This is a genomic window from Bacillus cereus group sp. MYBK195-1 (genome assembly GCF_051916605.1).
Taxonomy (GTDB): domain Bacteria; phylum Bacillota; class Bacilli; order Bacillales; family Bacillaceae_G; genus Bacillus_A; species Bacillus_A cereus.
In genome coordinates, this window is record NZ_JBQAGZ010000005.1 from 46,499 (window position 1) to 70,547 (window position 24,049).

Below are 24,049 nucleotides of genomic sequence, written 5' to 3' on the forward strand. Positions count from 1 at the left end.
TTAGAGTCAATAAGTAAATTCATTTTATCTTAAAAAGTTTCATCTCTCCTATATTTCATGCATAATAGATATGTACATATATTAGAAAGCGGTGAAAGTATGGTTTCAAATACTGTAATTGCCAGCATCATCTTTCAACTCATTGTCTCGATTCTGGTCCCAATTATTGTACTCGTTTATTTCCGTAAAAAATATAATATGAGTTGGAAAGTGGTCGGCATTGGTGTTCTTATCTTTATCGGATTTACCCAAATTCTTGAAACACCATTCCACCTATTTATGCGCGGTAATCCAACAATCGCTCCATTTTTAGAAAATCCGTTTGTCTTCGCAATTTATGGCGGATTGACTGCTGGTATTTTTGAAGAATTAGGACGCTTCGTTGCCTTCTTCTTCTTACTAAAAAAATATCTAGAATATAAAGATGGCTTCGCTTATGGAATTGGTCACGGCGGAATTGAATCTATTTTAATTGGCGGTTTTTCTGCATTACAAGCATTAATCTTTGCTAATTCTATTAACGATGGTAGCTTCGCTCGACTGATTGAACAAAAACCCGAGCTGAGCATTTTACAGGACATGTTAATTCAGCAACCTGCCTACTTATACTTCCTTGGTAGCTTAGAAAGAATTATGGCACTCGTGCTTCAAATTGCCTTTACAATGCTTGTTTTATACGCAGTAAAACAGAAGAAATATATCTTCCTAGTATACGCTATACTATTCCACGCATTTGTAGACTTTTTCGCGGCACTTTACCAAACAAAAACAATCAATATCTTCGTTGCAGAAGGAATTACACTTCTTTGTACAATTGGCGCTGTCGTTCTTATTCGCAAAATGAAAGCGAAATTAATGAGTGTACAGGAGTAAAAAATAAACCACCGATTGGTGGTTTATTTTTTATGGATTGTCGCAATGATGATAGCTTTTTCCTTCTTGCAGCTCCCTCTTTGTTTCTGCATCTATAACGATATATTTATGAAACTCTTCTACTTCATTTTGAGAAAAGGAAGCAAAAAAATAAACTTGGCGATCAGGATGAACAAAAAAATCTTGAAGCATCACACTACTCCGACAACCCACGGCTGTTTTTTGTAGGAAAGAAAAGTCTTCATCGGGCACTTCTTTAAATAAGATTTTTTTTCGAACACTATATGCTGCATTATTGTATTCTTTATAGATTTTCTTATCTAACTGTTTATAAAAAATATCCTCACTCACAAATGACTTATTTCGATTGCTTGGATAATTTACTTTTTGATTCGACTCTGCATAAGTTGTGGACAAGTGTATAAAAAAACAAAGACTAACTAAAATACATATCATTTTATTCATGATTGCACCTCAAATGTTCATTATCCACATTACTTTTCCACATATTTAAATCCATATGCCGTTTTACAAGAAAAAGGAATTATTTCCACATTTGTCGAAGTATATAGCGTCAACTTGAAAGATGGGGATGAATTATGAAGAAAATTATTGTAATACGACATTGTTCAGCAACTGGGCAAAAACGTGATGCTGAATTAACGACCGATGGAAAAGACCAAGCAAATACCCTTGCTACATTCCTCTTAGAAAATCATCTACAAATCGATCATATTATTTCAAGCCCATTTGTCCGAGCTATCGATTCCATTCGGCCCTATGCGCTCCAAGCTAACTTATCTATCCAAGAAGATGAACGATTAACTGAACGCATATTGAGCAACGTTCCAATGGATGATTGGATGCAAAAACTAGAATCTACTTTTACAAATATAGATATTGCCTTTTCAGGCGGAGAGTCAACAAAACAAGCAACAGACCGTGCCATATCGCTTATTCAAGACGTTTTACAATTAAACCATACGACAACACTACTTGTTACACATGGCAATTTACTTACGCTCATTTTAAAGCATTTTGATCATACGATTGGCTTTAATGAATGGAGAACTTTAACGAATCCTGATATTTACGAAATTACAATCGACGAACAATGTATCATAAAACGCTTATGGGAAGCATCGTCCAAGTAATATCCCTTTCCAAAACATTCAGTTGACGCCACGAGAAGAAACTGTACTAATAATAGAAAGGGGTATCACTCCATATGTACGAAGATGTACTTGCTCTACTACATAAAACAAATGTTTCTTATGAAAAATTTGAACACGAACCAGTACTCGATTATGAGACAGATCGGATTGTACGTGAGAGACTCGGCTTACAAGGCACTCCAAGTAAAAGCTTATTTTTAAAATCAAAGTCTGGAGATTATTACGTATTTTTTACGTTAGAGGGCACAAGACTCAACCGGGGAGAAATGAAAGAACTAACAGGAGAACGGTTATCTCTCTGTTCTCCTGATGAACTGCGAGACAAAACTGGTTGTACGCCGGGATGTGTGGCTCCTTTCGGATATTCACACGATGTAACAATTATTGTGGATAACGCTATTTATACGTACGATAAAATTTTAATTACACCTGGTGTACCTGAATTTACAATTGAATTATCCACAGAAGAATTAAAAAAGATTTTATTAACATGTCCAAATACCGTTTTAGAGTATAAACAAAAAGAGAGCTAATCGTTAGCTCTCTTTTTTCATTATTTAGCTTCTGCTGTTTTTTCTTTTGCAGAACGTACTTGCTCGTCCGCATGGTAAGAAGAACGCACAAGTGGGCCAGCTTCACAGTGGCTAAATCCTTTGCTAAGTGCAATTTCTTTAAGCTCTGCAAATTCTGCTGGTGGGTAATATTTAAGAACTGGTAAATGCTTCTTAGATGGTTGTAGGTATTGCCCAAGAGTTAAAATATCCACATTGTTTGCACGTAAGTCATCCATTGCTTCAATTAAATCTTCTCTCGTTTCACCTAAGCCCACCATAATGCTCGATTTAGTTGGAATATCAGGCTGCATTTCTTTCGCTCGACGTAAAAACTCTAATGAACGTTCATATTTTGCTCTAGCGCGAACTCGGTCAGATAATCGACGTACTGTTTCAATGTTATGGTTTAAAATATCTGGTTTTGCATCCATTAACATTTTTAAGTTTTCTTCTACTCCACCCATATCAGATGGTAATACTTCGATAGACGTGAATGGATTTTTACGACGTACTGCTCGTACTGTTTCAGCAAAAACAGCTGCTCCCCCGTCCTTTAAATCATCACGTGCAACCGCTGTTATAACAACGTGCTTTAAGCCCATTTGTACTACTGAATCTGCCACGCGTTCTGGTTCTTGTAAATCAAGCTCAGTTGGTAAGCCTGTTTTAACCGCACAAAAACGACAAGCACGTGTACAAACCGCACCTAAAATCATAAATGTTGCTGTTTTTCTTACAGCCCAGCATTCATGAATATTCGGACATTTTGCTTCCTCACAAACGGTATGAAGATTTTTAGAACGCATCATTTTCTTTAAGCCTGTATAGTTTTCATTCGTGTTTAACTTAATTTTCAACCATTCGGGCTTGCGCTTATATTCTGTTTGTTTTGTCATGGTTATCAACTCCGCACAATATGAAATAGTTTACCGTGTTCGCTTCTTTCAATGTAACATATCTATTCTAACGTATGAAAGCGATTTGCTCAAATGAAGATTCTAAGATTTTTTCCAATCGTTCCCTATAATGAAATACTCCGTATATCCCACACTAAAAAGAGTGATGTTGTGAAAGGAGTCTATTTCATGCTTCGAAAAATTTCTCTTTTGCTTTCTATTTGTTTTCTTCTCCACCAAAACATCGCTTACGGTGAAGATAATCAGCAAAGCATATACGAAAAGCGCATGGCACTATATAAAGAAACCGAGCAGTCTTCAGGCATTCCATGGTATTACTTAGCTGCAATGGATCAATATGAAAGAAATATACGGAGCGTAAGAAAAGATATTCCGAAAAAACCAGATGCCATCATTTCCCTTTATTTCAAACCAGAAATATGGGCTGGACCTATTAATAGTAACGATACTCTCCCCCATACAATTTCTCTATTTGGCGGAATAGGTTTAGATGGTGACAAAGATGGATTTGCAAATGCAAATAGCGACCGTGATCTTCTGCATACCGCAGCGACTATTTTAAGGAAACAAGGAACGTCAGAAGACCGTATTAAAATTATGCTCTGGGAATATTATAAACGTGCCAAAACAGTTGATTTAATTAGCGAATACGCCCAAATTTATAAACATTATGGACGTATTAATTTAGAAGGAAATGCTTTTCCTCTTCCGATCCGTAGTGACCATAGCTACCGTAGTACTTTCGGCGCTGGAAGAAGTTTTGGCGGCAGAAGGATTCATGAAGGGACCGATATTTTTGCCGGATATGGCGTGCCAGTAAGATCGACTTGCTATGGCATTATTGAAACGAAAGGTTGGAACCGCCTTGGTGGATGGCGTATTGGTATTCGCGACCTTCATAACAATTACCATTATTACGCTCATTTAGGCGGGTTCTCAAAAGAAATACAGCTTGGACAAATTGTTGAGCCAGGGAAAGTAATCGGATTTGTTGGTAGCACTGGTTATGGACCTCCTGGTACAGCCGGAAAATTTCCGCCCCACTTACATTTTGGCATGTATAAAGACAATGGCTATACAGAATGGGCCTTCGATCCATACATGCATTTAAGCCTTTGGGAGCGCAAAGAACGAGCAAATACAAAACGATAACCGTAGCTGCATTGCTACGGTTATTTTTTATCCAGTAAAAGCCTGACTGAGCCGAGTTTCACTTTATTTACAACTAACTATCTGTTTTCTTTTTATCAGGTACAGCAACACTTCCGCTTCCATAATACGTAGGCACTTCCCCTTGAACGATACGCGTCGCAATCGGAACATTTTGTTTCACCTTTATCTCTTTCGTATGGAATGGAATAATCACTTGCAATGTTACTTCCATTTCCATAACAATTTGAATCGCTGTAGTATTAATCCCATGCGGCTCAATTTTTTGTTTAATATCTGTATTCACATGTCCAACTGGCGTGAAATGAATCGGAATATCTGGTCCTATATTACCAAGAAGTGCATTATCAGTTACACGCCCAAAAGGAACTGCCATAGTCGCGCCGTTTTTTTCAGAAATACCTAGCTCCTTCAACTTCCCTTGTTCTACTTGCTGTAAATATTTTTCTATGTACGTGGTCGTTGATGTTACGATTTCATTTACTTGCTTTGTATTTAAATTAATTGTGGATACTTTTCCGTTTTTATCATTCTGTACTTTCATTAATGAATCTACATCGAATCCTTCATTAATTCGATCCTTTACTGCCTTCGTCATAATTGCCGTCGCCATTTTATGTGTCTCTACTTCCCCATATTTAATTAAGGTCGGCTGAATATTATTATTCACAATCCACAACCCTTGCGTAAGTAATATAACAAAAAGAATAAACGACATAAGCAGTATATACCGAAAGGCAATAGGTCCCCTTCGAAACCGCGAGTTTTTCGAGCGAAATATACTCATAAAAAAACCTCCTTCTTATATCATTTCTATGCAAGAAGGAGGGACGATATATGCTTATCTCATTTTTAATAATGCTTCTTTTCCGATTGTGCCAGTCGTAATACCTAAAGCTTCGGCTTCAATCGTTACTGATTCTAGCGGTGCTTCAAGAAGTTGTTCAATCGTTCTTACACCAACCGCACGGCCAGCAATAATTCCTCGATCACCTAATTTCTCATTTAAAAGACCTACATCTAATGCACCACACATAATATATCCTTTATCGCTCATTACAGCTAGCAAATTCGTCTTTGGAAGTTTCACGCTAACTGCAATAAACGTATAATTATCAATTATAATTGGCTCCACATTAACCATAGTTCACACTCCTCTCTTTCTTATCTGTATGACAAGAGAAAAATGAGTGTTACAAGTTAACTAGCCTATAGTTTAACGGAAGATGTATAAGTTATTAACATATCTGTTAACACATCTCTAAGTAGTTCTGGCATATAATATTGTTTGTCAGAAAGTGTGGATAGCTCTGGGTATAAGTAGCCAAATGTAAACATATCAATCGTTCCTACTGTATATATACGATCTAATTCCAGCGATTCCCCGTTAATTAATACATCTTCGAGTAAAATTTTATTCCCGGGAATCGTATCTGGAATGACTTCTACACCAGCGTAAATCATTTTCCCCATCACTTTTCCCCGAAATCCGAATCCTTTCACCTCAAGATTCTCCATATTCGGCTTACGTGCTTTTAAAATAACTTCTCTTAATATCTTTCCTGGAACTTTCAAAGCACACGGATTAATTGGATGTGGACAAATTCTGTGAATATCTCCGCGCGTTACAACACCCTCTTCTAACCCTTCAAGAAGTACACCAGCGTTCACCATGCCAATCTCTGCATTGCACCATGTTTTCAGCGCACTTGCTAACATGTGAGAAAACGGCGTCTCCTGAAACCAATCAACCGGTAATGACTCTTTTAAATGAACGACAGACTCTGCCATTATATGCTCACTTTCTTCCTGCAGTATTTCAATTGTGGATAACGGCTCGCTATAAGCACCTAACCGTTCCGTCTTAATCGCTCTACCGTCTTTTTTCAGCAATTTCTTCGTCTCTATATCCACAGTAAGCTGCACGTGACCAACGTAACGTCCCCACTTTTCACAACAACAAAGTAAAGTATTATTCAGTAGAATACCACGCTCAAATAAATGATGCGTATGTGCTCCTAAAATAACATCTATATCATAATGCTCTGCCATATACTCATCCATACTTTTTCCAAGGTGGGAAAGGACAACCGTAATATGAGCCTCATCTTTCACTTCTTCTAAAATAGACTCTAAATGAATAATGGGATCTTCAATATGCCAATCGAGCATCTGATAAAACTCTGGATAAGCTACCGTTAATCCAATAAAAGCAATGGTAATCCCATCCGTCGTTGTATGCAATTTATAAGGCCTTGCCCATGACGGACGTACCCCTTCTTTTTCAAATAAATTTGCGACAAGTATTTCAAATCCAGCATCATCATAGAGCCGATTTAAATGCTCTTTCGCTAACGTAATGCCTTCATTATTTCCGATCGTTACATAATCATATAACGCCTCATTTAAAAGCTTCGTATTCCCAAGGCCATTTGTCGCTTCCGAAATACTATGAAAACGATCCACATGATCCCCGATATCAACTGTCAAGACGGTCTCTCCCGCTTCCTGTCTTCGCTTTTTCTCCCCTTGTACAAACCGAGAAATTTGCGGCCAATTTTCAAAATGACTATGTATATCGTTTGTATGATAAAGATGGATGATTGTTTCTTTATTTATATTCAGAGAAAAAACCTCCCCTCAGTTCCTTACTGCCATTTACGCTATGCGTACGCAATAATCCTGTAAATACTTTTCGTCTTTTCTTGCTATTTTACATTGTACTCGCATTGTGAGAAAAAGCAAAAGATTGTCCTTTTTATATGAGAAACTTTTGCTAATGCAGGAAAGAATTCCAGATAGTGGAGGGAGGGGTGGATTTGTCAAAAAGTTTAATAGAGAATTCAGTGGGTGGTTGTTCAAGTGGATTTGTCAGTATCTTTGTCTTAAACCTAGTCGTTCTCTGTTCTTATAAAATGTTTGGGGTATGTGAGGATTTTCTTTTGTCTTACTTTGTCGACAAATCGATATCCCTTGTCGAATCGTCGATATATTGAAATAATCGCTGATATATTCCGCGTTATGGTCGATATATTTGAAAAATCGCTGATATATTTAACTGAACACCCACCCGGGTACCCTCTCCCAAGCCAAGACAAATCCGCAAAACAAAAAAGCGCCCTGCACAGCAGGGCGCTTTCTTCATACATATATTATCCAGCTTTGCCTCCTAGACCCTCATGTCTAAGAACCTTCCGCACGAGAAGATAAAAAACATCTTCTGTGCGAAAGAACCTTAGTCAACGGGTCTGAACAGTCGGCTCCGCATTTCTATTTAACCAATAGAACCTTCCATCTCAAACTTGATTAGGCGGTTCATTTCAACTGCGTATTCCATTGGAAGTTCGCGAGTGAATGGTTCAATGAAGCCCATTACGATCATTTCTGTAGCTTCTTGCTCAGAAATACCACGGCTCATTAGGTAGAATAATTGTTCTTCTGATACTTTAGATACTTTCGCTTCGTGCTCAAGTGAAACGTAATCGTTTTTGATTTCGTTGTAAGGAATTGTATCAGATGTAGATTGGTTATCCATGATTAACGTGTCACACTCGATGTTAGAGCGAGAGTTTTTCGCTTTTGGTCCGAAGTGTACGATACCACGGTAAGTTACTTTACCACCATGCTTCGCAATCGATTTAGAAACGATTGTTGAAGACGTGTTTGGTGCTAAGTGAATCATTTTCGCACCAGCATCTTGGTGTTGGCCTTTACCAGCAATCGCGATAGATAATGTTAAACCACGAGCGCCTTCGCCTTTTAAGATAACTGCTGGGTATTTCATCGTTAATTTAGATCCGATGTTACCGTCAATCCATTCCATCGTTGCGTTTTCTTCACAAACCGCACGTTTTGTAACTAGGTTGTATACGTTGTTCGCCCAGTTTTGGATTGTTGTATAACGGCAATAAGCATCTTTTTTAATGATGATTTCTACTACCGCACTGTGAAGTGAGTTAGTAGTGTAAACAGGTGCTGTACAACCTTCTACGTAGTGTACGTGTGCGCCTTCGTCTACGATGATAAGCGTACGCTCGAATTGTCCCATATTTTCAGAGTTAATACGGAAATACGCTTGAAGTGGTGTATCAACTTTAACACCTTTTGGAACGTAGATGAATGATCCACCAGACCAAACTGCAGAGTTTAATGCAGAGAATTTGTTGTCTGTTGGTGGGATTACTTTTCCGAAATGTTCACGGAAAATATCTTCGTTCTCTTTTAATGCGCTATCTGTATCTTTGAAGACGATTCCTAGAGCTTCTAGGTCTTCTTTCATGTTGTGGTATACAACTTCAGATTCGTACTGTGCAGATACACCAGCTAAATATTTTTGCTCAGCTTCTGGAATACCTAATTTATCAAATGTTGCTTTAATTTCATCAGGTACTTCATCCCAAGACTTCTCAGATTTCTCAGATGGTTTTACGTAGTACGTAATTTCATCGAAATCTAAGTCATTTAAGTCGCCGCCCCATTGTGGCATTGGCATTTCGTAGAACTTATCCAGTGATTTTAAACGGAAGTCTAACATCCACTGTGGTTCTTCTTTCATACGTGAAATTTCTTCAACGATTTCTTTTGTTAAACCGCGTCCAGCACGGAAAATCGAAACGTCTTTGTCTTTGAAACCATATTTATAATCGCCGATATCTGGCAGTTGCTTCGCCATGTTGGTGTGTCCCTCCTTAGATAACCTCGTTTTTAGGAACCTTTAACATTACTTATCTTCGTTTAAGCCCTTTTCTAACGCTTTCCACGCTAATGTTGCACATTTAATACGTGCAGGGAACTTGCATACGCCTTGTAATGCTTCAATATCTCCTAAATCGATGCTGTCATCGTACTCTTTTCCTAGCATCATGTCAGAGAAAATTTTCGAAAGCTGAAGTGCTTCTTCAATTTTCTTACCTTTTACTGCTTGTGTCATCATTGAAGCTGAAGACATTGAGATTGAACATCCTTCGCCTTCAAACTTCGCCTCTTGCACAATACCTTCTTCTACTTTCATCGTAAGTTGAATACGATCGCCGCAAGTTGGATTGTTCAAGTTTACTGTAACACTATCTTCTAGCACGCCATTGTTACGAGGATTCTTATAATGATCCATAATAACTTGACGATATAACGTATCTAAATTATTAAATGACATTTGTGAAATACTCCTTTGTCTTGATTAGCGATTCAACAAATGTATCAATTTCTTCTTTTGTATTATATAAATAGAAGCTCGCACGTGCTGTTGAAGAAGCTTTTAGCCACTTCATAAGCGGTTGTGCACAGTGGTGTCCTGCGCGAACCGCAATACCTTCTACATCTAATACTGTCGCTACATCGTGAGGATGTACGTCTTCAATATTAAATGTAACAAGACCAGCGCGATGCTTTGGACCATAAATTGTAACGCCATCTACTTCTGATAGTCTTTCTAAAGCATATTGCGCTAATTCATGTTCATGCTTTTCAATATTATGAAGACCGATTTCTTCTAGGAAATCAATTGCCGCACCAAGTCCGATTGCATTACCGATAATCGGTGTACCTGCTTCGAACTTCCACGGAAGCTCTTTCCACGTAGATTCTTGTAAATCTACGAAATCAATCATTTCACCGCCAAATTCAATTGGCTCCATATTGTTCAGCAATTCTTTTTTACCATATAATACGCCGATGCCTGTAGGTCCACACATCTTATGAGCAGATAATGCGTAGAAATCACAGTTCAAATCTTGTACATCCACTTTCATATGAGGTGTACTTTGTGCACCGTCAACGACCATAATTGCGCCATTTTCGTGTGCGATTGCTCCGATTTCTTTTACAGGGTTAATCGTTCCAAGCACGTTTGAAACTTGCATAATAGAAACGATTTTTGTATTCGGTGTAACTGTTTGACGAACATCTTCTAAAGAAATTGTACCGTCTGGTTGAAGCGGAAGGTATTTTAAAGTTGCACCAGTTTTCTTCGCAACTTGTTGCCACGGAATGATGTTACTATGGTGCTCCATGTAAGAAATAACGATCTCATCGCCTTCTTTTACATTTTCAAGACCATAGCTAGCCGCTACTGTATTTAATGCAGTTGTCGTTCCGCGCGTGAAAATAATCTCTTCCATTGATTTCGCGTTAATAAACTTACGAACTTTCTCGCGTGCACCTTCATACGCGTCAGTAGCTTTCGTTCCGAGCGTATGAACACCGCGATGCACGTTAGAATTATATTCTTTATAGTAACGTTCTAACGTTTCAATGACTTGAATTGGTTTTTGAGAAGTTGCTGCACTATCGAAATAAACAAGTTGTTTGCCGTTCACTTTTTGATCAAGAATTGGAAACTGTTTGCGTATTTCATGAATATTCATTAGCGAACTTTCCTTTCAATTACCTCAACAAGCTGTGCCTTTACTCCTTCAATTGGAAGCTCATTAACTACAGGTGCTAAGAATCCATGGATGACTAAACGTTCTGCTTCGCGTTTTGGAATACCACGGCTCATCAAGTAGTATAGTTGGATTGGATCTACGCGACCTACTGAAGCTGCGTGACCCGCCATTACATCATCTTCGTCGATTAAAAGAATTGGGTTTGCATCACCGCGTGCTTTCTCATCTAACATAAGAACGCGAGAAGATTGTTGTGCATTTGATTTAGATGCACCGTGTTCAATTTTACCAATTCCGTTAAAGATAGATGTTGCACTATCTTTTTGTACACCGTGTTTTAAAATCCAACCTTCAGAATGTTTACCGAAGTGAACAACTTTAGTTGTAAAGTTTTGTGTTTGGTTACCACGGCCAATTGTTACTGTTTTCGTATCAGCATATGAACCGTCGCCCATTAAGTTTGTAACGTTCTCTGAAATTGTGTTTCCGTCATTCATAAGGCCTAGAGCCCAATCAATGCGGCCGTCGCGTCCTACAACGCCGCGGCGGTTAACGTAAGTTGTTACGTCTTTTGCTAATAGATCAACCGCACCGAATTTCACTTGTGCGCCTTGTTCCACGATTACTTCTGCTACGATATTTGCAATACCTTTAGCATTTTCATTTGCAACGTAGTTTTCTACATAAGTTGCAGTACTGTTCGCATCAGCTACGAATAATACGTGGTTATATACGTTAGCTTCTTCGCCGTCTACTAAGAATACAGCTTGAAGTGGAGTTTCAAGAACAACGTTTTTCGGAACATATATGAATGCACCGCCGTTGATTAATGCAGCATGAAGCGCAGTTAGACGATGCTCGTCTACTTTCACGCCGTCTTTCATTAAGTACTTTTGTACTAGTTCAGCATGCTCAGTTGCTGCTGTTACGATGTCTGTAAAAATAACACCTTTTTCTTTTGCTTCGTCTGCTAAAGAAACGAATGCAGTTGTACCAGTACGTTGCACTAATACGCTGTTATTTTCATCGATTAAGTTTTTCACTGCTTCTGGAAGTTCAGTTAAAGAACTTACAGGCTCTTGCTTAGCAGCGTCGCCTTTTCCGATAAAGTCCCATTTGTCAATTTTCGTTTTATCAGGCGTTGGCATTGGAAGTTCAGTTGCTTGTGCAAGAGCTTGTAAGCGGAACTCAGTCAACCAAGCAGCTTCGTTTACTTCGCTTGCGCGTTGACGGATTGTTTCTTGATCGAAAGGTAATGTACCGATTGTCATGTTTATGCTCCTCTCTTACGCTTCTTGCTCTGTTGTTTCGTCTTCAATACCTAATTCTTTTTTAATCCAGTCGTAACCTTCAGCTTCTAGACGTTGTGCAAGCTCAGGGCCACCAGATTTAACGATACGACCGTTCATCATAACGTGAACGAAGTCTGGAGTGATGTAGTTTAATAAACGTTGGTAATGCGTAATCATTAGGCAACCGAACTCTTCGCCGCGCATTTCGTTAATACCTTTAGATACAACTTTTAATGCATCGATATCAAGACCTGAGTCGATTTCATCTAAGATTGCGATTTTTGGCTCAATCATCATTAATTGAAGAATTTCGTTACGTTTTTTCTCTCCACCAGAGAAACCTTCGTTTAAGTAACGTTGTGCCATTTCTGGATCCATTTCTAGGAATTCCATGTTTTTATCTAATGTACGGATAAATTTCATAAGAGAAATTTCATCGCCTTCTTCACGACGTGCGTTAATTGCAGAACGTAAGAAGTCAGCGTTTGTTACTCCGCTAATTTCACTTGGATATTGCATTGCTAGGAATAGACCCGCTTGTGCGCGCTCATCTACTTCCATTTCTAATACATCTTCACCGTCGATGATGATGCTACCTTCTGTTACTTCATACTTTGGGTGACCCATAATTGCAGAAGATAAAGTTGATTTACCTGTTCCGTTAGGTCCCATAATTGCGTGGATTTCTCCACCTTTTACTTCAAGGTTTACACCCTTTAAAATTTCTTTGCCATCAATTGATACGTGTAAGTCTTTAACCGTTAATGTAGAACCAGCCATCTCAATACCTCCATTAATCCTATATATACATTTTAAAAATTCCTAAAACGTTCATATTCTCATTTTATTCTCATTCTAATTTTATATCAAATAAAATGATATCGCAAACGACGAAAAAAAGTAACCGTTTTTTCACAAATGTATATAAGTATTTCCTTTGCATCTTTCTATGATACACCTTTCTTCTTATTTATATAAAGAAAAAAGGACTGGTAATTTTCCAATCCTTTCCTTATAATTATTCACTTACCGGAAGTACAGCACCTTTATATTCTTTATTAATAAAATCTTGAATTTCTTTTGAATGTAGCACTTCTACTAGCTCTTTAATTTCTTTTTTCTTCTCATCACCTTTACGAACTGCAATGATGTTTGCATATGGAGAGTCTGCTCCTTCAATCGCAATTGCATCCTTTGTTGGATTTAATTTTGCATCAATTGCATAGTTTGAATTAATAAATAAAGCATCACCTTCATTAGTTTCATACAGCTTTGGTGACAATCCAGGCTCTACATCTGTTTTAAACTTTAAGTTTTTCGGATTTTCGACTACATCTTTTACTGTTGCCTTAACAACATCTACGCCATCTTTTAGTTTAATAACTCCTCCTTTTTGTAATAATGCGAGCATACGGCCACGCTCCGCTACGTTATTACTCATAATTACTGTTCCGCCATCTGGTAAGTCTTTTAAGCTTTTATATTTCTTAGAATAAATACCCATCGGCTCTAAATGGATTTTTCCTGCGTTTACAATTTTATATCCCTTTTCTTGAATTTCTTTATCTAAGTACGGAATATGCTGGAAGTAGTTCGCATCAATTTCTTTATCCGCTAACGCTTTATTTGGCAGTACATAATCCTGGAACTTTTTAATCTCTAACTTAATGCCTTTTTTCTCTAATATTGGCTGTGCCTTCTCTAGAATAACAGCGTGCGGCACGTTAGAGGCTCCAACAACAAGCTTATTCTCTTCTTTTCCTCCGCAAGCAGCTAATGTAAATACAGACAGCGCTGTAACAACTGACAATAGAATCTTTTTCATATGATGTCCCCTTCTCCCCTATAGTTATGTAGTTATAAAAAAGGCTGGCATACACCAGCCTTTTCAGCAATTATTCTTTTACAGGAACAACTGCCCCTTTATATTCTTTATTAATAAAGTCTTCGATTTCTTTAGAATGCAATACTTCTACAAGCTCTTTAATCGCCTTTTTATCTTTATCACCTTTACGAACCACTAATACGTTTGCGTACGGTGAATCATCACCTTCAATTGCAATTGCATCTTTTTCTGGATTTAATTTCGCATCAATTGCATAGTTTGAGTTAATTAAAACAGCGTCGCCTTCTTTATTGTTATACACTTGTGGTAACAAACCTGGCTCAATATCCGTTTTGAACTTTAAGTTTTTCGGGTTATCTGCAATATCTTTTGGAGTTGCACTAACTGGATCTACTCCGTCTTTAATTTTTAAAATGCCTTCTTTTTGTAAAATTGCTAAACCACGTCCATGGTCAGTAACGGAATTACTCATAATAATTGTCGCCCCGTCTGGAAGTTCTTTTAAGCTCTTATATTTTTGAGAGTATACACCAATTGGTTCAATATGAATTTTCCCTGCTATTTCAAAATCATATTTTTTATCTTTAATTTCTTTTTCTAAATACGGAATGTGCTGGAAGTAGTTTGCATCTAAATCCTTATCCGCTAACGATTTATTTGGCAACACGTAATCTTGGAATTTTTTCACTTCTAATTCAATTCCTTTTTTCTCAAGTAACGGTTTTGCTTTTTCTAAAATTTCAGCATGCGGTACGTTAGAAGCACCAACAACAAGTTTCTTTTCATCTTTATCTTTCCCGCCACAAGCAGCTAACCCAAAAATTGAAGTTGAAATAAGTGCCGTAAGTAATAATTTTTTCATTTAAAATATCCTCCCGTTTTTATTATCGTTTATCTATTCGAGTCGTTAAACTATCACCAATCCACTGGATTAAAAATACAACTAGTAATACACAAATTGTCGCAACGATTGTTACATCGTTATTCCCTCTCTGGAATCCTTCTAAATAAGCAAGTGTTCCAAGGCCACCAGCACCAACAACTCCGGCCATTGCTGTATAGCCTACTAAAGCAATTGTCGTAACCGTAATACCAGATACTAATGCTGGTAATGATTCTGGAATTAACACTTTCAAAATAATTGTGCTTGTTTTTGCTCCCATTGCTTTTGAAGCTTCAATTACACCTTTATCAATTTCGCGAAGTGCAATTTCAACCATTCTCGCATAGAATGGTGCCGCTCCAATAATTAAAGCCGGCAAAGCTGCACTTGCTCCAAGAATTGTTCCAAGAAGAATCTTTGTGAATGGGATTAATAAAATAATTAAAATGATGAACGGTATAGAGCGGAATATATTTACGAATGCTCCAATCACCGTATTAATTGATTTGTTTTCCCATAAATTATCTTTCGCTGTCATGAAGAGTAACAATCCTAAAATTAGTCCTAAAACAAATGTCGCAAGAGCTGCGATTGCCGTCATATATAACGTTTCACCAGTTGCTTCTAACATTTGATTCCAATCAACATTTGCGAGTAACTTATCCATGTGCAATCACCTCCAGCTCTACTTGATCTTGATGAATTCCTTCTATTGCTTGCTGGATCGCTGTTTCCTCACCATTTAAATGAACAACTAAACTACCGTAAGAACCGTTATTCGTTTGTGCAATATTTCCTTGCAAAATGCTAACTTCTATATCACTGCGTTGCATTAATCGTTGAAGCACTGGTCTTTCTACAGCCTCACCGATAAACTGCAAACGAATTACTTTTCCATCTGGATATTTTTCAATTAAACTTTCAATTGTTTCATTTGTATCTTCAGAATCTGTTAACTGCTGTACAAATCGTTTCGTAATATCTTGCTTCGGATTACGGAATACATCAAGTACTGGACCTGTTTCTACAATCTTTCCTCTCTCCATTACCGCTACTCGGTTACATATCTTTCGAATCACGTGCATCTCATGTGTAATGAGTACAATTGTTAAACCAAGGCGCTTATTAATGTCTAATAGTAAATCCAAAATTTGATCTGTCGTTTCTGGATCAAGAGCTGACGTTGCTTCATCACATAAAAGCACTTGTGGATTATTAGCTAAAGCTCTTGCAATCCCGACGCGTTGCTTTTGTCCTCCGCTCAGCTGAGATGGGTACGCGTCTCCTCTCCCTTCTAATCCAACGAGATGAATTAATTCATCAACACGTTTTCTTCTCTGCGCTTTATCAACACCTGCAATTTCAAGTGGAAACTCTATATTTTCACGTACAGTTCGTGACCAAAGTAAGTTAAAGTGCTGAAAAATCATTCCGATTTCTTGCCTTGCCTTACGAAGTTCACTTCCTGTAATTGCTGATATAACACGATTCGCAATTGTAATTTGGCCAGAAGTCGGTTTCTCTAACTGATTAAACAATCTGATTAAAGAACTTTTTCCAGCGCCACTATATCCGATAACACCAAAGATTTCACCTTTGTCTATTTTTAAATTGGCGTTATCTACAGCAGTGACATCACCGCTTTTCGCCTTATATATTTTCTTTACGTTCTCTAATAGAATCATGATGTTCACCCCTTTTTTAAATAAAAAGCGCAAGCGGCTCGTTTAGAACAAGAGGACGCCCGAATCCCTGACGTAGAGGCGCTTTTTGCCTCATACGAAGGGATGAAACGACCGACTGTTCTAGCCGCTGGAGCTAGATTTCATAAAGATTTTAGGTCGACTCCGCAATTTTTTATGTTTAATGCGTGTAGTCCACCGTTATCACTACCTTTATTATTTGAATGTCCTCCACATTCAAACAATAAAAAAACCTTTCTGCTTTAGAGAAGCAGAAAGGTTTATATGCGTATATAACAACATTATCCCTCTCTCTCATCTCTCAAAGCATTCGCTTTGCAGGAATTGGCACCATTTCAACATAAGTTGACGGTTGCCGGGCTTCACAGGGCACAGTCCCTCCACCTCTCTTGATAAGAGAAATCAGATTCAATTTTCGTCTGATTTGAAATTTATTAAATTGTCTATATTTTATGACTTGAATTGTATCAATATACACTCACCATGTCAACAGAAATTTTCGTAAAAAATGAAACTTCAGAATTTTAAGCACCTACTGACATCGGTTTACATATATGAAACATCGATTCCACTAATAACATCGTTCGATACGTTCCCGAATATTGTACACGTCCATCGTTCATTAACATTTGCAATCGTACATTTCCATTCACCAATTGTTCTATATCCTTTTCATCTAAGCAAATGATTTGTTCCGTTCCTCTTTCCTCATGTACCAGCTCTATATAATCTCTTGAAATTTGTAACGAACAACTTTCATCTCCAAAACGAAAATTAACAGTTTTTTCCTCTTGTCTTAAAAGCGGTTCTAAATGATATTGACCATTAGCGTAATTTACAAATGATTGAAGCAAAGAATATAATCTCATCCTAAATCACATCCTTCATATCACTTTCTATTACATACCATTCCCTCTCACTAAAGAGCAATCCTGTTATTTTCGCTCGACAAATACTGTATCCACCCTGCATCTCGACATATTTCCCAAGAAATATGTCGAGGCGGCAAAAATTTTGCCGCCTACTTTAATTCCGTATATAAATATTCAACCGAATGAAATGCGTATATCTTCTTCATCAGTGTCCCATTTTCAAAAACAAGTAAACAAGGTACACTTTCAATCTCATACTCTTTCGCTAAATACGGAGCATAATTTAAATCTAACATCCCAATTTTGAGGCCTTCAATTGTCATCTCAACGACTGTTAACATCTTTTTTGCTAATTGGCATGTTCCACACATTGGAGTATATACATATAATACTGTTTTTTCTTCGTTCTCTATTAGGGCTGTAGCTTCGGCTCCTGTCCAATCAATCACTTCTATCATTCCTTACCGTAAATATTCTGTATAAACGTCAATGTCGGCTCCCCATAATACATTTGCTAAGTGTGTAGATGGCGCAGTTGCCACTTCTCGGTACGAGCGATCAATATAGATATGCTCGGCTTGCGGAAATTCTTTTCGAAATTGTTTCCTTAACTTTTCTCCAGCAGCATCAGCATCCACTAGCACATACACTTCCTTATCAAAAAACTGATCAACGAGCTCATCCATTTTCGACAAACCAATTGTACCATTTGTACAAACAATTTCCACCGGTTCACGAATAATAGATTCAATCTTTCTTCTATCTGATGTACCTTCTACAATAATGACTTTTTCTACATAAATCATATGTCATCACCCGATCACCATATACTATATAACATTGAACTTAGTATATAGTATATTCGTTATTTTCATGTTGTTTCCTGTTTATTTTTGCAAAAGAAAAGCGGAAGCGGATCATTCAGATTGTGAGGGGGATGGAGCTTCTGACGTAAAGGCGCTTTTGGCCTTGCAGGAAGAAGCGAAGCCACCGAACAATCTAGCCGCTAGAGCTGGATCATAAAGAAAAGCAGAACCGACTGTTTAGCCCTGTTGGCTAAGGTTCTTTCGTACAGAAGACGCTTTTTGTCTTCTTCGTACGGAAGGTTCTTAGACATGAAGGGCTAGGAGGTGGAGCTGGACAATGAAAAGCGCAAGCGGCTCGTTTAGATTGTGAAGACTTATGAAACCTTACCACAAAACAGTTTTTCTCATAATAGCTTATTTATTTACATATAACTTGAATTTCATTATTTCACACAAAATAAAAAAGGACAGCACAAAGGCTGTCCTTTAGTCGACTATAATTAGTCTTGGTTTGTCATTTCTGCATATTTTTCTGCAGTTAATAACTTCTCAACTTGGCTTGCATCAGAAAGTTCAACTTTAACCATCCATGCACCCTCGTATGGAGATTCGTTAACAAGTTCTGGTTGGTCACTTAATTCTTCGTTTACTGCTACAACTTTACCGCTTACAGGTGCGTATAACTCAGAAACTGTTTTAACAGATTCTACGCTTCCGAATGGCTCGTCAGCTTCGATTGTTGCACCTACTTCAGGAAGTTCAACGAATACGATATCGCCTAGCTCACCTTGTGCAAAGTGAGTGATACCGATAACAACTTCATTACCTTCAGTTTTTACCCATTCGTGTTCTTCAGAGTAACGTAAATTATTTGGAATGCTCATGACTGTACCTCCAGTGAATGTATTAATTATGTAAAAATACCTTATTGGTACTTTTTCCACACACTTTCAAACTGCTCTTTGTTAAAACCAAGTGTTACATTCGTTCCATCTGTTACAATTGGACGTTTAATCAACATGCCATCAGATGCTAAAAGCTCATACATTTCGTCTTCGCTTGCATCTTTCAACTTATCTTTTAGACCAAGTTCACGGTAACGCATTCCACTTGTATTAAAGAATTTTTTTAATGGTAATTCACTTTTTTCATGTAAATTACGTAAATCTTCTTTTGATGGTGGATTTTCAACAATATGAATCATCTCATATGCTACATCGTTTGCCTCAAACCATTTCTTTGCCTTTTGACATGTGCCACACTTTGGATATGAATAAAATGTTACTGTCATAAATTCACCTACTTTTTTACTAACCTTTACCTTTATCATATAGAAAACGTTTTATTATTTCAAACCATTATTCGCTAAACTTTTACTTATTTCGTGATAATTTTTAATAATCCTGCGAATTTTTCTTATTTTTCCGCCATTTGTTAAGAAAAAAATAAATATATAAATTTTTTAGATTCTGCACCAAACATATATCTTAAACAAGCGTTTGATTAATTCTCCATTTTTCTTTCTTAACCTTTGAACTACAGGAGTTTCTTCCTACCGAACATACAGCTTAAACAAACGTTTGATTAATTCTCCATTTCTCTTTGTTAACCCTTGAGTTACATCGGTTTCTTCCTACCGAACATACAGCTTAAACAAACGTTTATTTAAAAAAATAAGAAGCCTCTTTTACAGGCTCCTTCATCATCTATTCAAATAATCTGCAATTGTTTGAAATACTACGATATACATATTATGAATACTTTCTTCTGTGTTTCCACCATTTGATAAACCAATTGCCCATTGTTGCCCTTCACCACTTCCGATATTCGCAAAACCTTGCGTATACATCGCATTTACATCTTTTCGTGCACTGTTATACTCTATCCCTTTTGTAATAAAAATTGAATATGATTTATCTTGTAAACCGATAAAAAACACTGGTTTCTTTAGCGATGAAAATACATTTTTATACTGCTCTGTTGAGGCTTCTTGAAAGTGATCTTTCATTATTAGAAAACCATCCACTTCCTTAGATTTCTTTTCCAGTGCCTCTAACTTCATTTCCTCAAACTTTACATTCCTAAACGTATCTTTCGGCTTTTCTCCAACAACTCCAATTACGAGTGCTCTTCCGTTATATTCTAATTTCTCTCCTTCTTTATCCTTTGCACACCCAGCACCGACTAGGCATATCAATATAAAAAATAAGAAATACGATAAACGCTTCATTTAGCACCCTCCCCTTCTTTTTAGTCAAGTGACAAAAACGTAAGGTTAATTCAAGAAAATGTAAGTAAAATCGATAGCCCAATTCACGTTTCTATATTATAATCAATTGAATTTACTTACATTACTAAACATAGGAGATCAACATGAAGAAATTTAAACTTTCATCTTTTCTTCCGTTAAGTTATATACTTCTACTCGTACTCGTAAGTCCCCTTTACGACGTATTAAATAAATCGACTGTTCACGCAGTAGACGTTACAACTGTAGTAGATGATTGGATTCCATTTGTAAAAGCATTTATTATTCCTTATTTACTTTGGTTTCCATACTTATACGGCGCACTTATTTATTACTGCTTTGCAGACCGAAAGCAATATTATGTCACTTTAAGTAGTATTATTTTTGGAAAGCTTGCTTGTTTTTCTATTTATTATTTTTGGCAAACAACTGTACCGCGTCCGACTGTCGTTGGGACAGATGTATTTTCTGAACTAGTTCGCTATATTTATAGTATCGATCAACCTGTAAACTGTTTTCCTAGCATTCACGTTCTTACTACATTTGTAATTATGTTAGCTGCCTTTAAGCGTAGAGAACAGCATGCTTTTGAATATTACATCCTTACTTTCTTCGGTACACTTATTATTTTATCAACGCTATTTACGAAGCAGCATGCCTTTGTAGATGCCATTTCTGGAATGACGCTTGCAAGTATACTTTACTTCGGCGTTCAGCTCTTATTGGCCAAAGAACCGATAAGAGTTCCAGTAAAACAAAATCATAGAATGTAGCATGACAAAAAAGCAGACTGTGGCTTCTCAGTCTGCTTTTATCTATTAGTAAGGAGATTTTCAACTTAAGATTGCGGTACAGTCATATCACCAGAGTGAATACGACCTGCTTTTTTAAGAGCAATGTAAAGTATATAAGAAACAGCTACTGGAATGACGATATAAGTAATTACCATCGCCGGGAGAACTTCCCACCCTTGGCTGGAAATTAAATTAATTGGTGCGATAAGAGAACTTAATCCAAGACCTGCAATTTCCTTTCCTGCTTCCAGTTGGAAAATTAATGCTGATACTGGACCGACTATAGCACTGGCGACGACAGTTGGAACGAGAATCATTGGGTTTTTAGTGATATTTGGCAACTGTACTTTCGGAGTACAAAGTGCTTGAGCTAATATGCCACCTAAATTGTTTTCTTTCGCTGAGATGACAGAGAATCCGATAAACTGAGCGACGCATCCGGCAAGAGCAGCACCACCTGCAACACCGTCTAAGCTAAGTGCAATTGCTAACGCAGCTGATGAAGCTGGAGAGATAAGTAATAGCCCCCAAACTACTGCAATGACGATAGAAGCGATAAACGGGCTACCAGCCGAGCTATCTTTAATAAACGCTCCAACTGCATTTAAAACAGGAGTAATATTATGAGATAACCAAATACCAACTAAACCAGAACCTAATATTGCTGCAAATGGAACGAGCATCATATCTAACGCAGTTTTTCCGCTTAAACGTTTACCAATATATACAGCTAAAGTTGCTGTTAATAATGCACCGATTGGCTCACCTGTTTTAATAATTAGACCAGCTTCAGTAATTGAAATGGATCCGGCACCAATTGCTCCGGCTACCATCGCCGAGAAGATTACAAGACCGTTTGCACCGAGCATAAAAGCAATGCCGGCACCAATCGCCGGTGCCATAAGGGATTTTGCAACAACTCCGATTGTAATAAGTAATGGTATATCAACAATTCTTCCTATATTTTCGATCAGTAAACCAATTCCGAGGGATACGAAAATACCTTGTGCGATTCCAGCAGATGCTTTAAATACACGAGACATTATATATTCCTTCATTCGTTTCACCTTCTTCTATAAGTTAGTAACCAATTGTTTTCATATAATCACGTAAAATATCGTTTGATTTTGCGAATCGAGATTCTTCATCCTCTGTTAAATTGAGTTCTACAACTTCTCTTATACCGTCTCTAGTAATAATAGCGGGTACTCCTGTACAAATATCATATTCACCGTACTCACCATCTAAAATGGCTGATACAGCGATAACACGGTGATCATCATTAAAGATTGAACTCGCAATATATGCTAGAGAATTTCCAATTCCGTAATAAGTAGTACCTTTTCGTTTATAAATTTCCCAGCCAGCTTTTGCAGTCTTCTCAACAATTTCATCTAAATCTATTTCACCAAATCGTTCTTTTTGTTCTTCTAAAATTTGCAGAACTGGCTTTCCACCAACAGTTACATGAGACCAAGCAACCATTTGAGAATCACCATGTTCTCCTAATGAATACCCATGGATACTACGAGGGTCTACATGTAGCATTTCAGATAAAATTGTTCTTAAGCGAGAAGAATCTAGTGATGTACCAGTACCGATTACGCGATTTCTAGGTAATCCAGATAATTTCCACACTTCATATGTAATAATATCAACTGGGTTCGATGCAAGTAAGAAAATACCATCAAATCCACTTTCCATTACGCCGCCAACAACACTTTCCATAATCTTCGCACTCGCTCCTAAAGTATCTAAGCGACTTTGTCCAGGTTTTGGTGCTGGCCCTGCTGTAATAATAACAATGTCCATATCTTTGCAGTCTTCATAGCTTCCTGCATATACTTTTGTTCTTGTATTTGTAAAGTTAATGCAATGTGATAAATCCATTGCTTCCCCAACTGCACGTTCATGATTTATATCAATTAATAATAGCTCTTCGCAAATTCCTTGATTTACAATGGAATACGCACAACTGGATCCAACTAATCCAGTACCGATAATTGCAATTTTTCTTGTATGTCTTTTCATAGCAATCTCTCCTAATTGATCATATAATCTATTTCTTTTGCTCTTTACACTCCTAATTATAGAGGTTCCCACGATAGAAACCATGGATACTTTGTGAAATATTGAACAAATTATTTGTCCTTTTTGTGAATTGTTATATTCCATTTTCGTCATATTTGTTACAACTGGAAAAATATTTATTTTATATTTATTGACATGCTCAAAACAAAAAACGAGCGACTTCATTCGCCCGTTTTTTGTCATCCCGTTATTCCGCACTTAATTGACTTTTTAATTGCTGCACAATCATTGGATTCGCAGGTGCTGCCGGTTTGTAATAACTTTTTTGCTTTGCGTACTCATACATATTACGTTGGCGCATCTCATCTTGATTACGAATTTGAATTAACGTTTGATGTAACTGCTCATTATCAGACTGAGCAATATAATTTGCATAGCTTGTTAAACTTGCATTTAATCCTGCTAAATAATCATTTACCATATCTTTTTCATTCATGTTCTG

General features: G+C 37.3%; 28 protein-coding genes and 1 riboswitch. Of the genes, 5 read left to right on the top strand and 23 right to left on the bottom strand.

Going from position 1 to position 24,049, the window contains the following annotated elements; translation table 11 throughout:
• Positions 1-57: 57 nt before the first annotated feature.
• The gene (locus ACTFRY_RS20250) at positions 58-873 is read left to right on the top strand and encodes a YhfC family intramembrane metalloprotease (protein ID WP_141541504.1); all 816 of its coding nucleotides are present in this window, start codon (positions 58-60) and stop codon (positions 871-873) included.
• Between the two features lie 30 nt (positions 874-903).
• Here the strand turns inward: ACTFRY_RS20250 and ACTFRY_RS20255 are convergent, their stop codons facing one another.
• Positions 904-1,338: a hypothetical protein gene (locus ACTFRY_RS20255; protein ID WP_098617094.1), complete on the bottom strand. Its 435-nt coding sequence runs from the start codon at positions 1,336-1,338 to the stop codon at positions 904-906.
• 134 nt (positions 1,339-1,472) lie between these two features.
• Here ACTFRY_RS20255 and ACTFRY_RS20260 point away from each other — a divergent pair, with 134 nt between their 5' ends.
• Positions 1,473-2,027: a histidine phosphatase family protein gene (locus tag ACTFRY_RS20260; RefSeq protein WP_000721049.1), complete on the top strand. Its 555-nt coding sequence runs from the start codon at positions 1,473-1,475 to the stop codon at positions 2,025-2,027.
• 74 nt (positions 2,028-2,101) lie between these two features.
• Positions 2,102-2,581: a YbaK/EbsC family protein gene (locus tag ACTFRY_RS20265; RefSeq protein WP_000272747.1), complete on the top strand. Its 480-nt coding sequence runs from the start codon at positions 2,102-2,104 to the stop codon at positions 2,579-2,581.
• A 20-nt stretch (positions 2,582-2,601) separates the two neighbouring features.
• On the opposite strand, the gene lipA is transcribed toward ACTFRY_RS20265, so the two are convergent.
• Entirely contained in the window at positions 2,602-3,498 is an 897-nt protein-coding gene (gene lipA / locus ACTFRY_RS20270) for a lipoyl synthase (RefSeq protein WP_000166372.1), read from the bottom strand.
• 189 nt (positions 3,499-3,687) lie between these two features.
• On the opposite strand from lipA, the gene ACTFRY_RS20275 reads away from it, so the two are divergent.
• Entirely contained in the window at positions 3,688-4,671 is a 984-nt protein-coding gene (locus tag ACTFRY_RS20275) for a M23 family metallopeptidase (RefSeq protein WP_016118833.1), read from the top strand.
• 73 nt (positions 4,672-4,744) lie between these two features.
• Here ACTFRY_RS20275 and yunB read toward each other — a convergent pair whose 3' ends face one another.
• The 18 genes from yunB to ACTFRY_RS20365 form a co-directional block, all read right to left on the bottom strand.
• Entirely contained in the window at positions 4,745-5,476 is a 732-nt protein-coding gene (yunB, locus tag ACTFRY_RS20280) for a sporulation protein YunB (RefSeq protein ID WP_000021805.1), read from the bottom strand.
• 54 nt (positions 5,477-5,530) lie between these two features.
• On the bottom strand, positions 5,531-5,833 hold the full coding sequence (locus ACTFRY_RS20285; protein WP_016118834.1) for a YunC family protein: 303 nt from the start codon (positions 5,831-5,833) through the stop codon (positions 5,531-5,533).
• Between the two features lie 65 nt (positions 5,834-5,898).
• Entirely contained in the window at positions 5,899-7,314 is a 1,416-nt protein-coding gene (locus ACTFRY_RS20290; RefSeq protein ID WP_267496868.1) for a bifunctional metallophosphatase/5'-nucleotidase, read from the bottom strand.
• 649 nt (positions 7,315-7,963) lie between these two features.
• Positions 7,964-9,361: a Fe-S cluster assembly protein SufB gene (gene sufB / locus ACTFRY_RS20295; RefSeq protein ID WP_001118827.1), complete on the bottom strand. Its 1,398-nt coding sequence runs from the start codon at positions 9,359-9,361 to the stop codon at positions 7,964-7,966.
• Positions 9,362-9,409: 48 nt separating this feature from the next.
• The gene (sufU, locus tag ACTFRY_RS20300) at positions 9,410-9,841 is read right to left on the bottom strand and encodes a Fe-S cluster assembly sulfur transfer protein SufU (protein ID WP_000009525.1); all 432 of its coding nucleotides are present in this window, start codon (positions 9,839-9,841) and stop codon (positions 9,410-9,412) included.
• Positions 9,831-11,051 (bottom strand): cysteine desulfurase SufS, encoded by a 1,221-nt coding sequence (gene sufS, locus ACTFRY_RS20305; protein ID WP_001020769.1) that lies wholly within the window; start codon positions 11,049-11,051, stop codon positions 9,831-9,833. Before sufS ends, sufU begins: the two co-directional genes overlap by 11 nt.
• Positions 11,051-12,343, bottom strand: a complete 1,293-nt coding sequence (gene sufD, locus ACTFRY_RS20310; RefSeq protein WP_000152164.1) for a Fe-S cluster assembly protein SufD — start codon at positions 12,341-12,343, stop codon at positions 11,051-11,053. The genes sufS and sufD overlap by 1 nt, the downstream gene beginning before the upstream one ends.
• A gap of 15 nt (positions 12,344-12,358) precedes the next feature.
• The gene (gene sufC / locus ACTFRY_RS20315; RefSeq protein WP_000929160.1) at positions 12,359-13,144 is read right to left on the bottom strand and encodes a Fe-S cluster assembly ATPase SufC; all 786 of its coding nucleotides are present in this window, start codon (positions 13,142-13,144) and stop codon (positions 12,359-12,361) included.
• 238 nt (positions 13,145-13,382) lie between these two features.
• Positions 13,383-14,189 (bottom strand): methionine ABC transporter substrate-binding lipoprotein MetQ, encoded by an 807-nt coding sequence (metQ, locus tag ACTFRY_RS20320; protein ID WP_098617092.1) that lies wholly within the window; start codon positions 14,187-14,189, stop codon positions 13,383-13,385.
• Between the two features lie 70 nt (positions 14,190-14,259).
• A complete protein-coding gene (metQ, locus tag ACTFRY_RS20325) occupies positions 14,260-15,072 on the bottom strand; it encodes a methionine ABC transporter substrate-binding lipoprotein MetQ (RefSeq protein WP_098617091.1) in 813 nt (270 codons plus the stop codon).
• A gap of 22 nt (positions 15,073-15,094) precedes the next feature.
• The gene (locus ACTFRY_RS20330) at positions 15,095-15,760 is read right to left on the bottom strand and encodes a methionine ABC transporter permease (RefSeq protein WP_000359401.1); all 666 of its coding nucleotides are present in this window, start codon (positions 15,758-15,760) and stop codon (positions 15,095-15,097) included.
• A complete protein-coding gene (locus tag ACTFRY_RS20335) occupies positions 15,753-16,778 on the bottom strand; it encodes a methionine ABC transporter ATP-binding protein (RefSeq protein WP_000601767.1) in 1,026 nt (341 codons plus the stop codon). Before ACTFRY_RS20335 ends, ACTFRY_RS20330 begins: the two co-directional genes overlap by 8 nt.
• Positions 16,779-17,087: 309 nt before the next feature.
• A riboswitch (SAM riboswitch) is annotated at positions 17,088-17,195 on the bottom strand.
• Positions 17,196-17,320: 125 nt separating this feature from the next.
• Positions 17,321-17,665, bottom strand: coding sequence for a hypothetical protein (locus ACTFRY_RS20340; RefSeq protein ID WP_001242139.1), 345 nt, complete (start codon positions 17,663-17,665; stop codon positions 17,321-17,323).
• Positions 17,666-17,817: 152 nt separating this feature from the next.
• Positions 17,818-18,126, bottom strand: a complete 309-nt coding sequence (locus ACTFRY_RS20345) for a thioredoxin family protein (protein WP_098617090.1) — start codon at positions 18,124-18,126, stop codon at positions 17,818-17,820.
• Positions 18,127-18,129: 3 nt separating this feature from the next.
• Complete coding sequence (locus ACTFRY_RS20350; RefSeq protein WP_000640867.1) at positions 18,130-18,474, bottom strand: toprim domain-containing protein; 345 nt, start codon at positions 18,472-18,474, stop codon at positions 18,130-18,132.
• A 500-nt stretch (positions 18,475-18,974) separates the two neighbouring features.
• The gene (gcvH, locus tag ACTFRY_RS20355) at positions 18,975-19,358 is read right to left on the bottom strand and encodes a glycine cleavage system protein GcvH (RefSeq protein WP_000026896.1); all 384 of its coding nucleotides are present in this window, start codon (positions 19,356-19,358) and stop codon (positions 18,975-18,977) included.
• 41 nt (positions 19,359-19,399) lie between these two features.
• Positions 19,400-19,765 carry an arsenate reductase family protein gene (locus ACTFRY_RS20360; protein WP_098617089.1) on the bottom strand — a complete coding sequence of 122 codons (366 nt, stop codon included), beginning with the start codon at positions 19,763-19,765 and terminating at the stop codon, positions 19,400-19,402.
• 411 nt (positions 19,766-20,176) lie between these two features.
• On the bottom strand, positions 20,177-20,704 hold the full coding sequence (locus ACTFRY_RS20365; RefSeq protein ID WP_000826876.1) for a hypothetical protein: 528 nt from the start codon (positions 20,702-20,704) through the stop codon (positions 20,177-20,179).
• A 143-nt stretch (positions 20,705-20,847) separates the two neighbouring features.
• Between ACTFRY_RS20365 and ACTFRY_RS20370 the strand changes: the two genes are divergently transcribed.
• Entirely contained in the window at positions 20,848-21,495 is a 648-nt protein-coding gene (locus ACTFRY_RS20370; protein ID WP_000713762.1) for a phosphatase PAP2 family protein, read from the top strand.
• Positions 21,496-21,560: 65 nt separating this feature from the next.
• Here the strand turns inward: ACTFRY_RS20370 and ACTFRY_RS20375 are convergent, their stop codons facing one another.
• From ACTFRY_RS20375 to ACTFRY_RS20385, 3 genes are all read right to left on the bottom strand, one after another.
• On the bottom strand, positions 21,561-22,574 hold the full coding sequence (locus ACTFRY_RS20375) for a PTS transporter subunit IIC (protein WP_000666172.1): 1,014 nt from the start codon (positions 22,572-22,574) through the stop codon (positions 21,561-21,563).
• A gap of 22 nt (positions 22,575-22,596) precedes the next feature.
• A complete protein-coding gene (locus tag ACTFRY_RS20380; RefSeq protein ID WP_000820652.1) occupies positions 22,597-23,547 on the bottom strand; it encodes an L-lactate dehydrogenase in 951 nt (316 codons plus the stop codon).
• A gap of 247 nt (positions 23,548-23,794) precedes the next feature.
• A complete protein-coding gene (locus tag ACTFRY_RS20385) occupies positions 23,795-24,043 on the bottom strand; it encodes a spore coat protein (protein ID WP_001002987.1) in 249 nt (82 codons plus the stop codon).
• Positions 24,044-24,049: the final 6 nt, after the last annotated feature.

Bases quoted from the DNA above. Each gene is read 5' to 3' on its own strand.
- ACTFRY_RS20330 (WP_000359401.1), bottom strand. From the start codon at position 15,760: ATGGATAAGTTACTCGCAAATGTTGATTGGAATCAAATGTTAGAAGCA.
- ACTFRY_RS20250 (WP_141541504.1), top strand. From the start codon at position 58: ATGCATAATAGATATGTACATATATTAGAAAGCGGTGAAAGTATGGTT.
- sufC (WP_000929160.1), bottom strand. From the start codon at position 13,144: ATGGCTGGTTCTACATTAACGGTTAAAGACTTACACGTATCAATTGAT.
- ACTFRY_RS20370 (WP_000713762.1), top strand. From the start codon at position 20,848: ATGAAGAAATTTAAACTTTCATCTTTTCTTCCGTTAAGTTATATACTT.
- ACTFRY_RS20360 (WP_098617089.1), bottom strand. From the start codon at position 19,765: ATGACAGTAACATTTTATTCATATCCAAAGTGTGGCACATGTCAAAAG.
- ACTFRY_RS20385 (WP_001002987.1), bottom strand. From the start codon at position 24,043: ATGAATGAAAAAGATATGGTAAATGATTATTTAGCAGGATTAAATGCA.
- ACTFRY_RS20365 (WP_000826876.1), bottom strand. From the start codon at position 20,704: ATGAAGCGTTTATCGTATTTCTTATTTTTTATATTGATATGCCTAGTC.
- yunB (WP_000021805.1), bottom strand. From the start codon at position 5,476: ATGAGTATATTTCGCTCGAAAAACTCGCGGTTTCGAAGGGGACCTATT.
- ACTFRY_RS20265 (WP_000272747.1), top strand. From the start codon at position 2,102: ATGTACGAAGATGTACTTGCTCTACTACATAAAACAAATGTTTCTTAT.
- sufD (WP_000152164.1), bottom strand. From the start codon at position 12,343: ATGACAATCGGTACATTACCTTTCGATCAAGAAACAATCCGTCAACGC.
- ACTFRY_RS20350 (WP_000640867.1), bottom strand. From the start codon at position 18,474: ATGATTTATGTAGAAAAAGTCATTATTGTAGAAGGTACATCAGATAGA.
- ACTFRY_RS20335 (WP_000601767.1), bottom strand. From the start codon at position 16,778: ATGATTCTATTAGAGAACGTAAAGAAAATATATAAGGCGAAAAGCGGT.
- ACTFRY_RS20255 (WP_098617094.1), bottom strand. From the start codon at position 1,338: ATGAATAAAATGATATGTATTTTAGTTAGTCTTTGTTTTTTTATACAC.
- ACTFRY_RS20345 (WP_098617090.1), bottom strand. From the start codon at position 18,126: ATGATAGAAGTGATTGATTGGACAGGAGCCGAAGCTACAGCCCTAATA.
- metQ (WP_098617092.1), bottom strand. From the start codon at position 14,189: ATGAAAAAGATTCTATTGTCAGTTGTTACAGCGCTGTCTGTATTTACA.
- sufU (WP_000009525.1), bottom strand. From the start codon at position 9,841: ATGTCATTTAATAATTTAGATACGTTATATCGTCAAGTTATTATGGAT.
- sufB (WP_001118827.1), bottom strand. From the start codon at position 9,361: ATGGCGAAGCAACTGCCAGATATCGGCGATTATAAATATGGTTTCAAA.
- ACTFRY_RS20340 (WP_001242139.1), bottom strand. From the start codon at position 17,665: ATGAGATTATATTCTTTGCTTCAATCATTTGTAAATTACGCTAATGGT.
- lipA (WP_000166372.1), bottom strand. From the start codon at position 3,498: ATGACAAAACAAACAGAATATAAGCGCAAGCCCGAATGGTTGAAAATT.
- gcvH (WP_000026896.1), bottom strand. From the start codon at position 19,358: ATGAGCATTCCAAATAATTTACGTTACTCTGAAGAACACGAATGGGTA.
- metQ (WP_098617091.1), bottom strand. From the start codon at position 15,072: ATGAAAAAATTATTACTTACGGCACTTATTTCAACTTCAATTTTTGGG.
- sufS (WP_001020769.1), bottom strand. From the start codon at position 11,051: ATGAATATTCATGAAATACGCAAACAGTTTCCAATTCTTGATCAAAAA.
- ACTFRY_RS20285 (WP_016118834.1), bottom strand. From the start codon at position 5,833: ATGGTTAATGTGGAGCCAATTATAATTGATAATTATACGTTTATTGCA.
- ACTFRY_RS20275 (WP_016118833.1), top strand. From the start codon at position 3,688: ATGCTTCGAAAAATTTCTCTTTTGCTTTCTATTTGTTTTCTTCTCCAC.
- ACTFRY_RS20260 (WP_000721049.1), top strand. From the start codon at position 1,473: ATGAAGAAAATTATTGTAATACGACATTGTTCAGCAACTGGGCAAAAA.
- ACTFRY_RS20380 (WP_000820652.1), bottom strand. From the start codon at position 23,547: ATGAAAAGACATACAAGAAAAATTGCAATTATCGGTACTGGATTAGTT.
- ACTFRY_RS20375 (WP_000666172.1), bottom strand. From the start codon at position 22,574: ATGAAGGAATATATAATGTCTCGTGTATTTAAAGCATCTGCTGGAATC.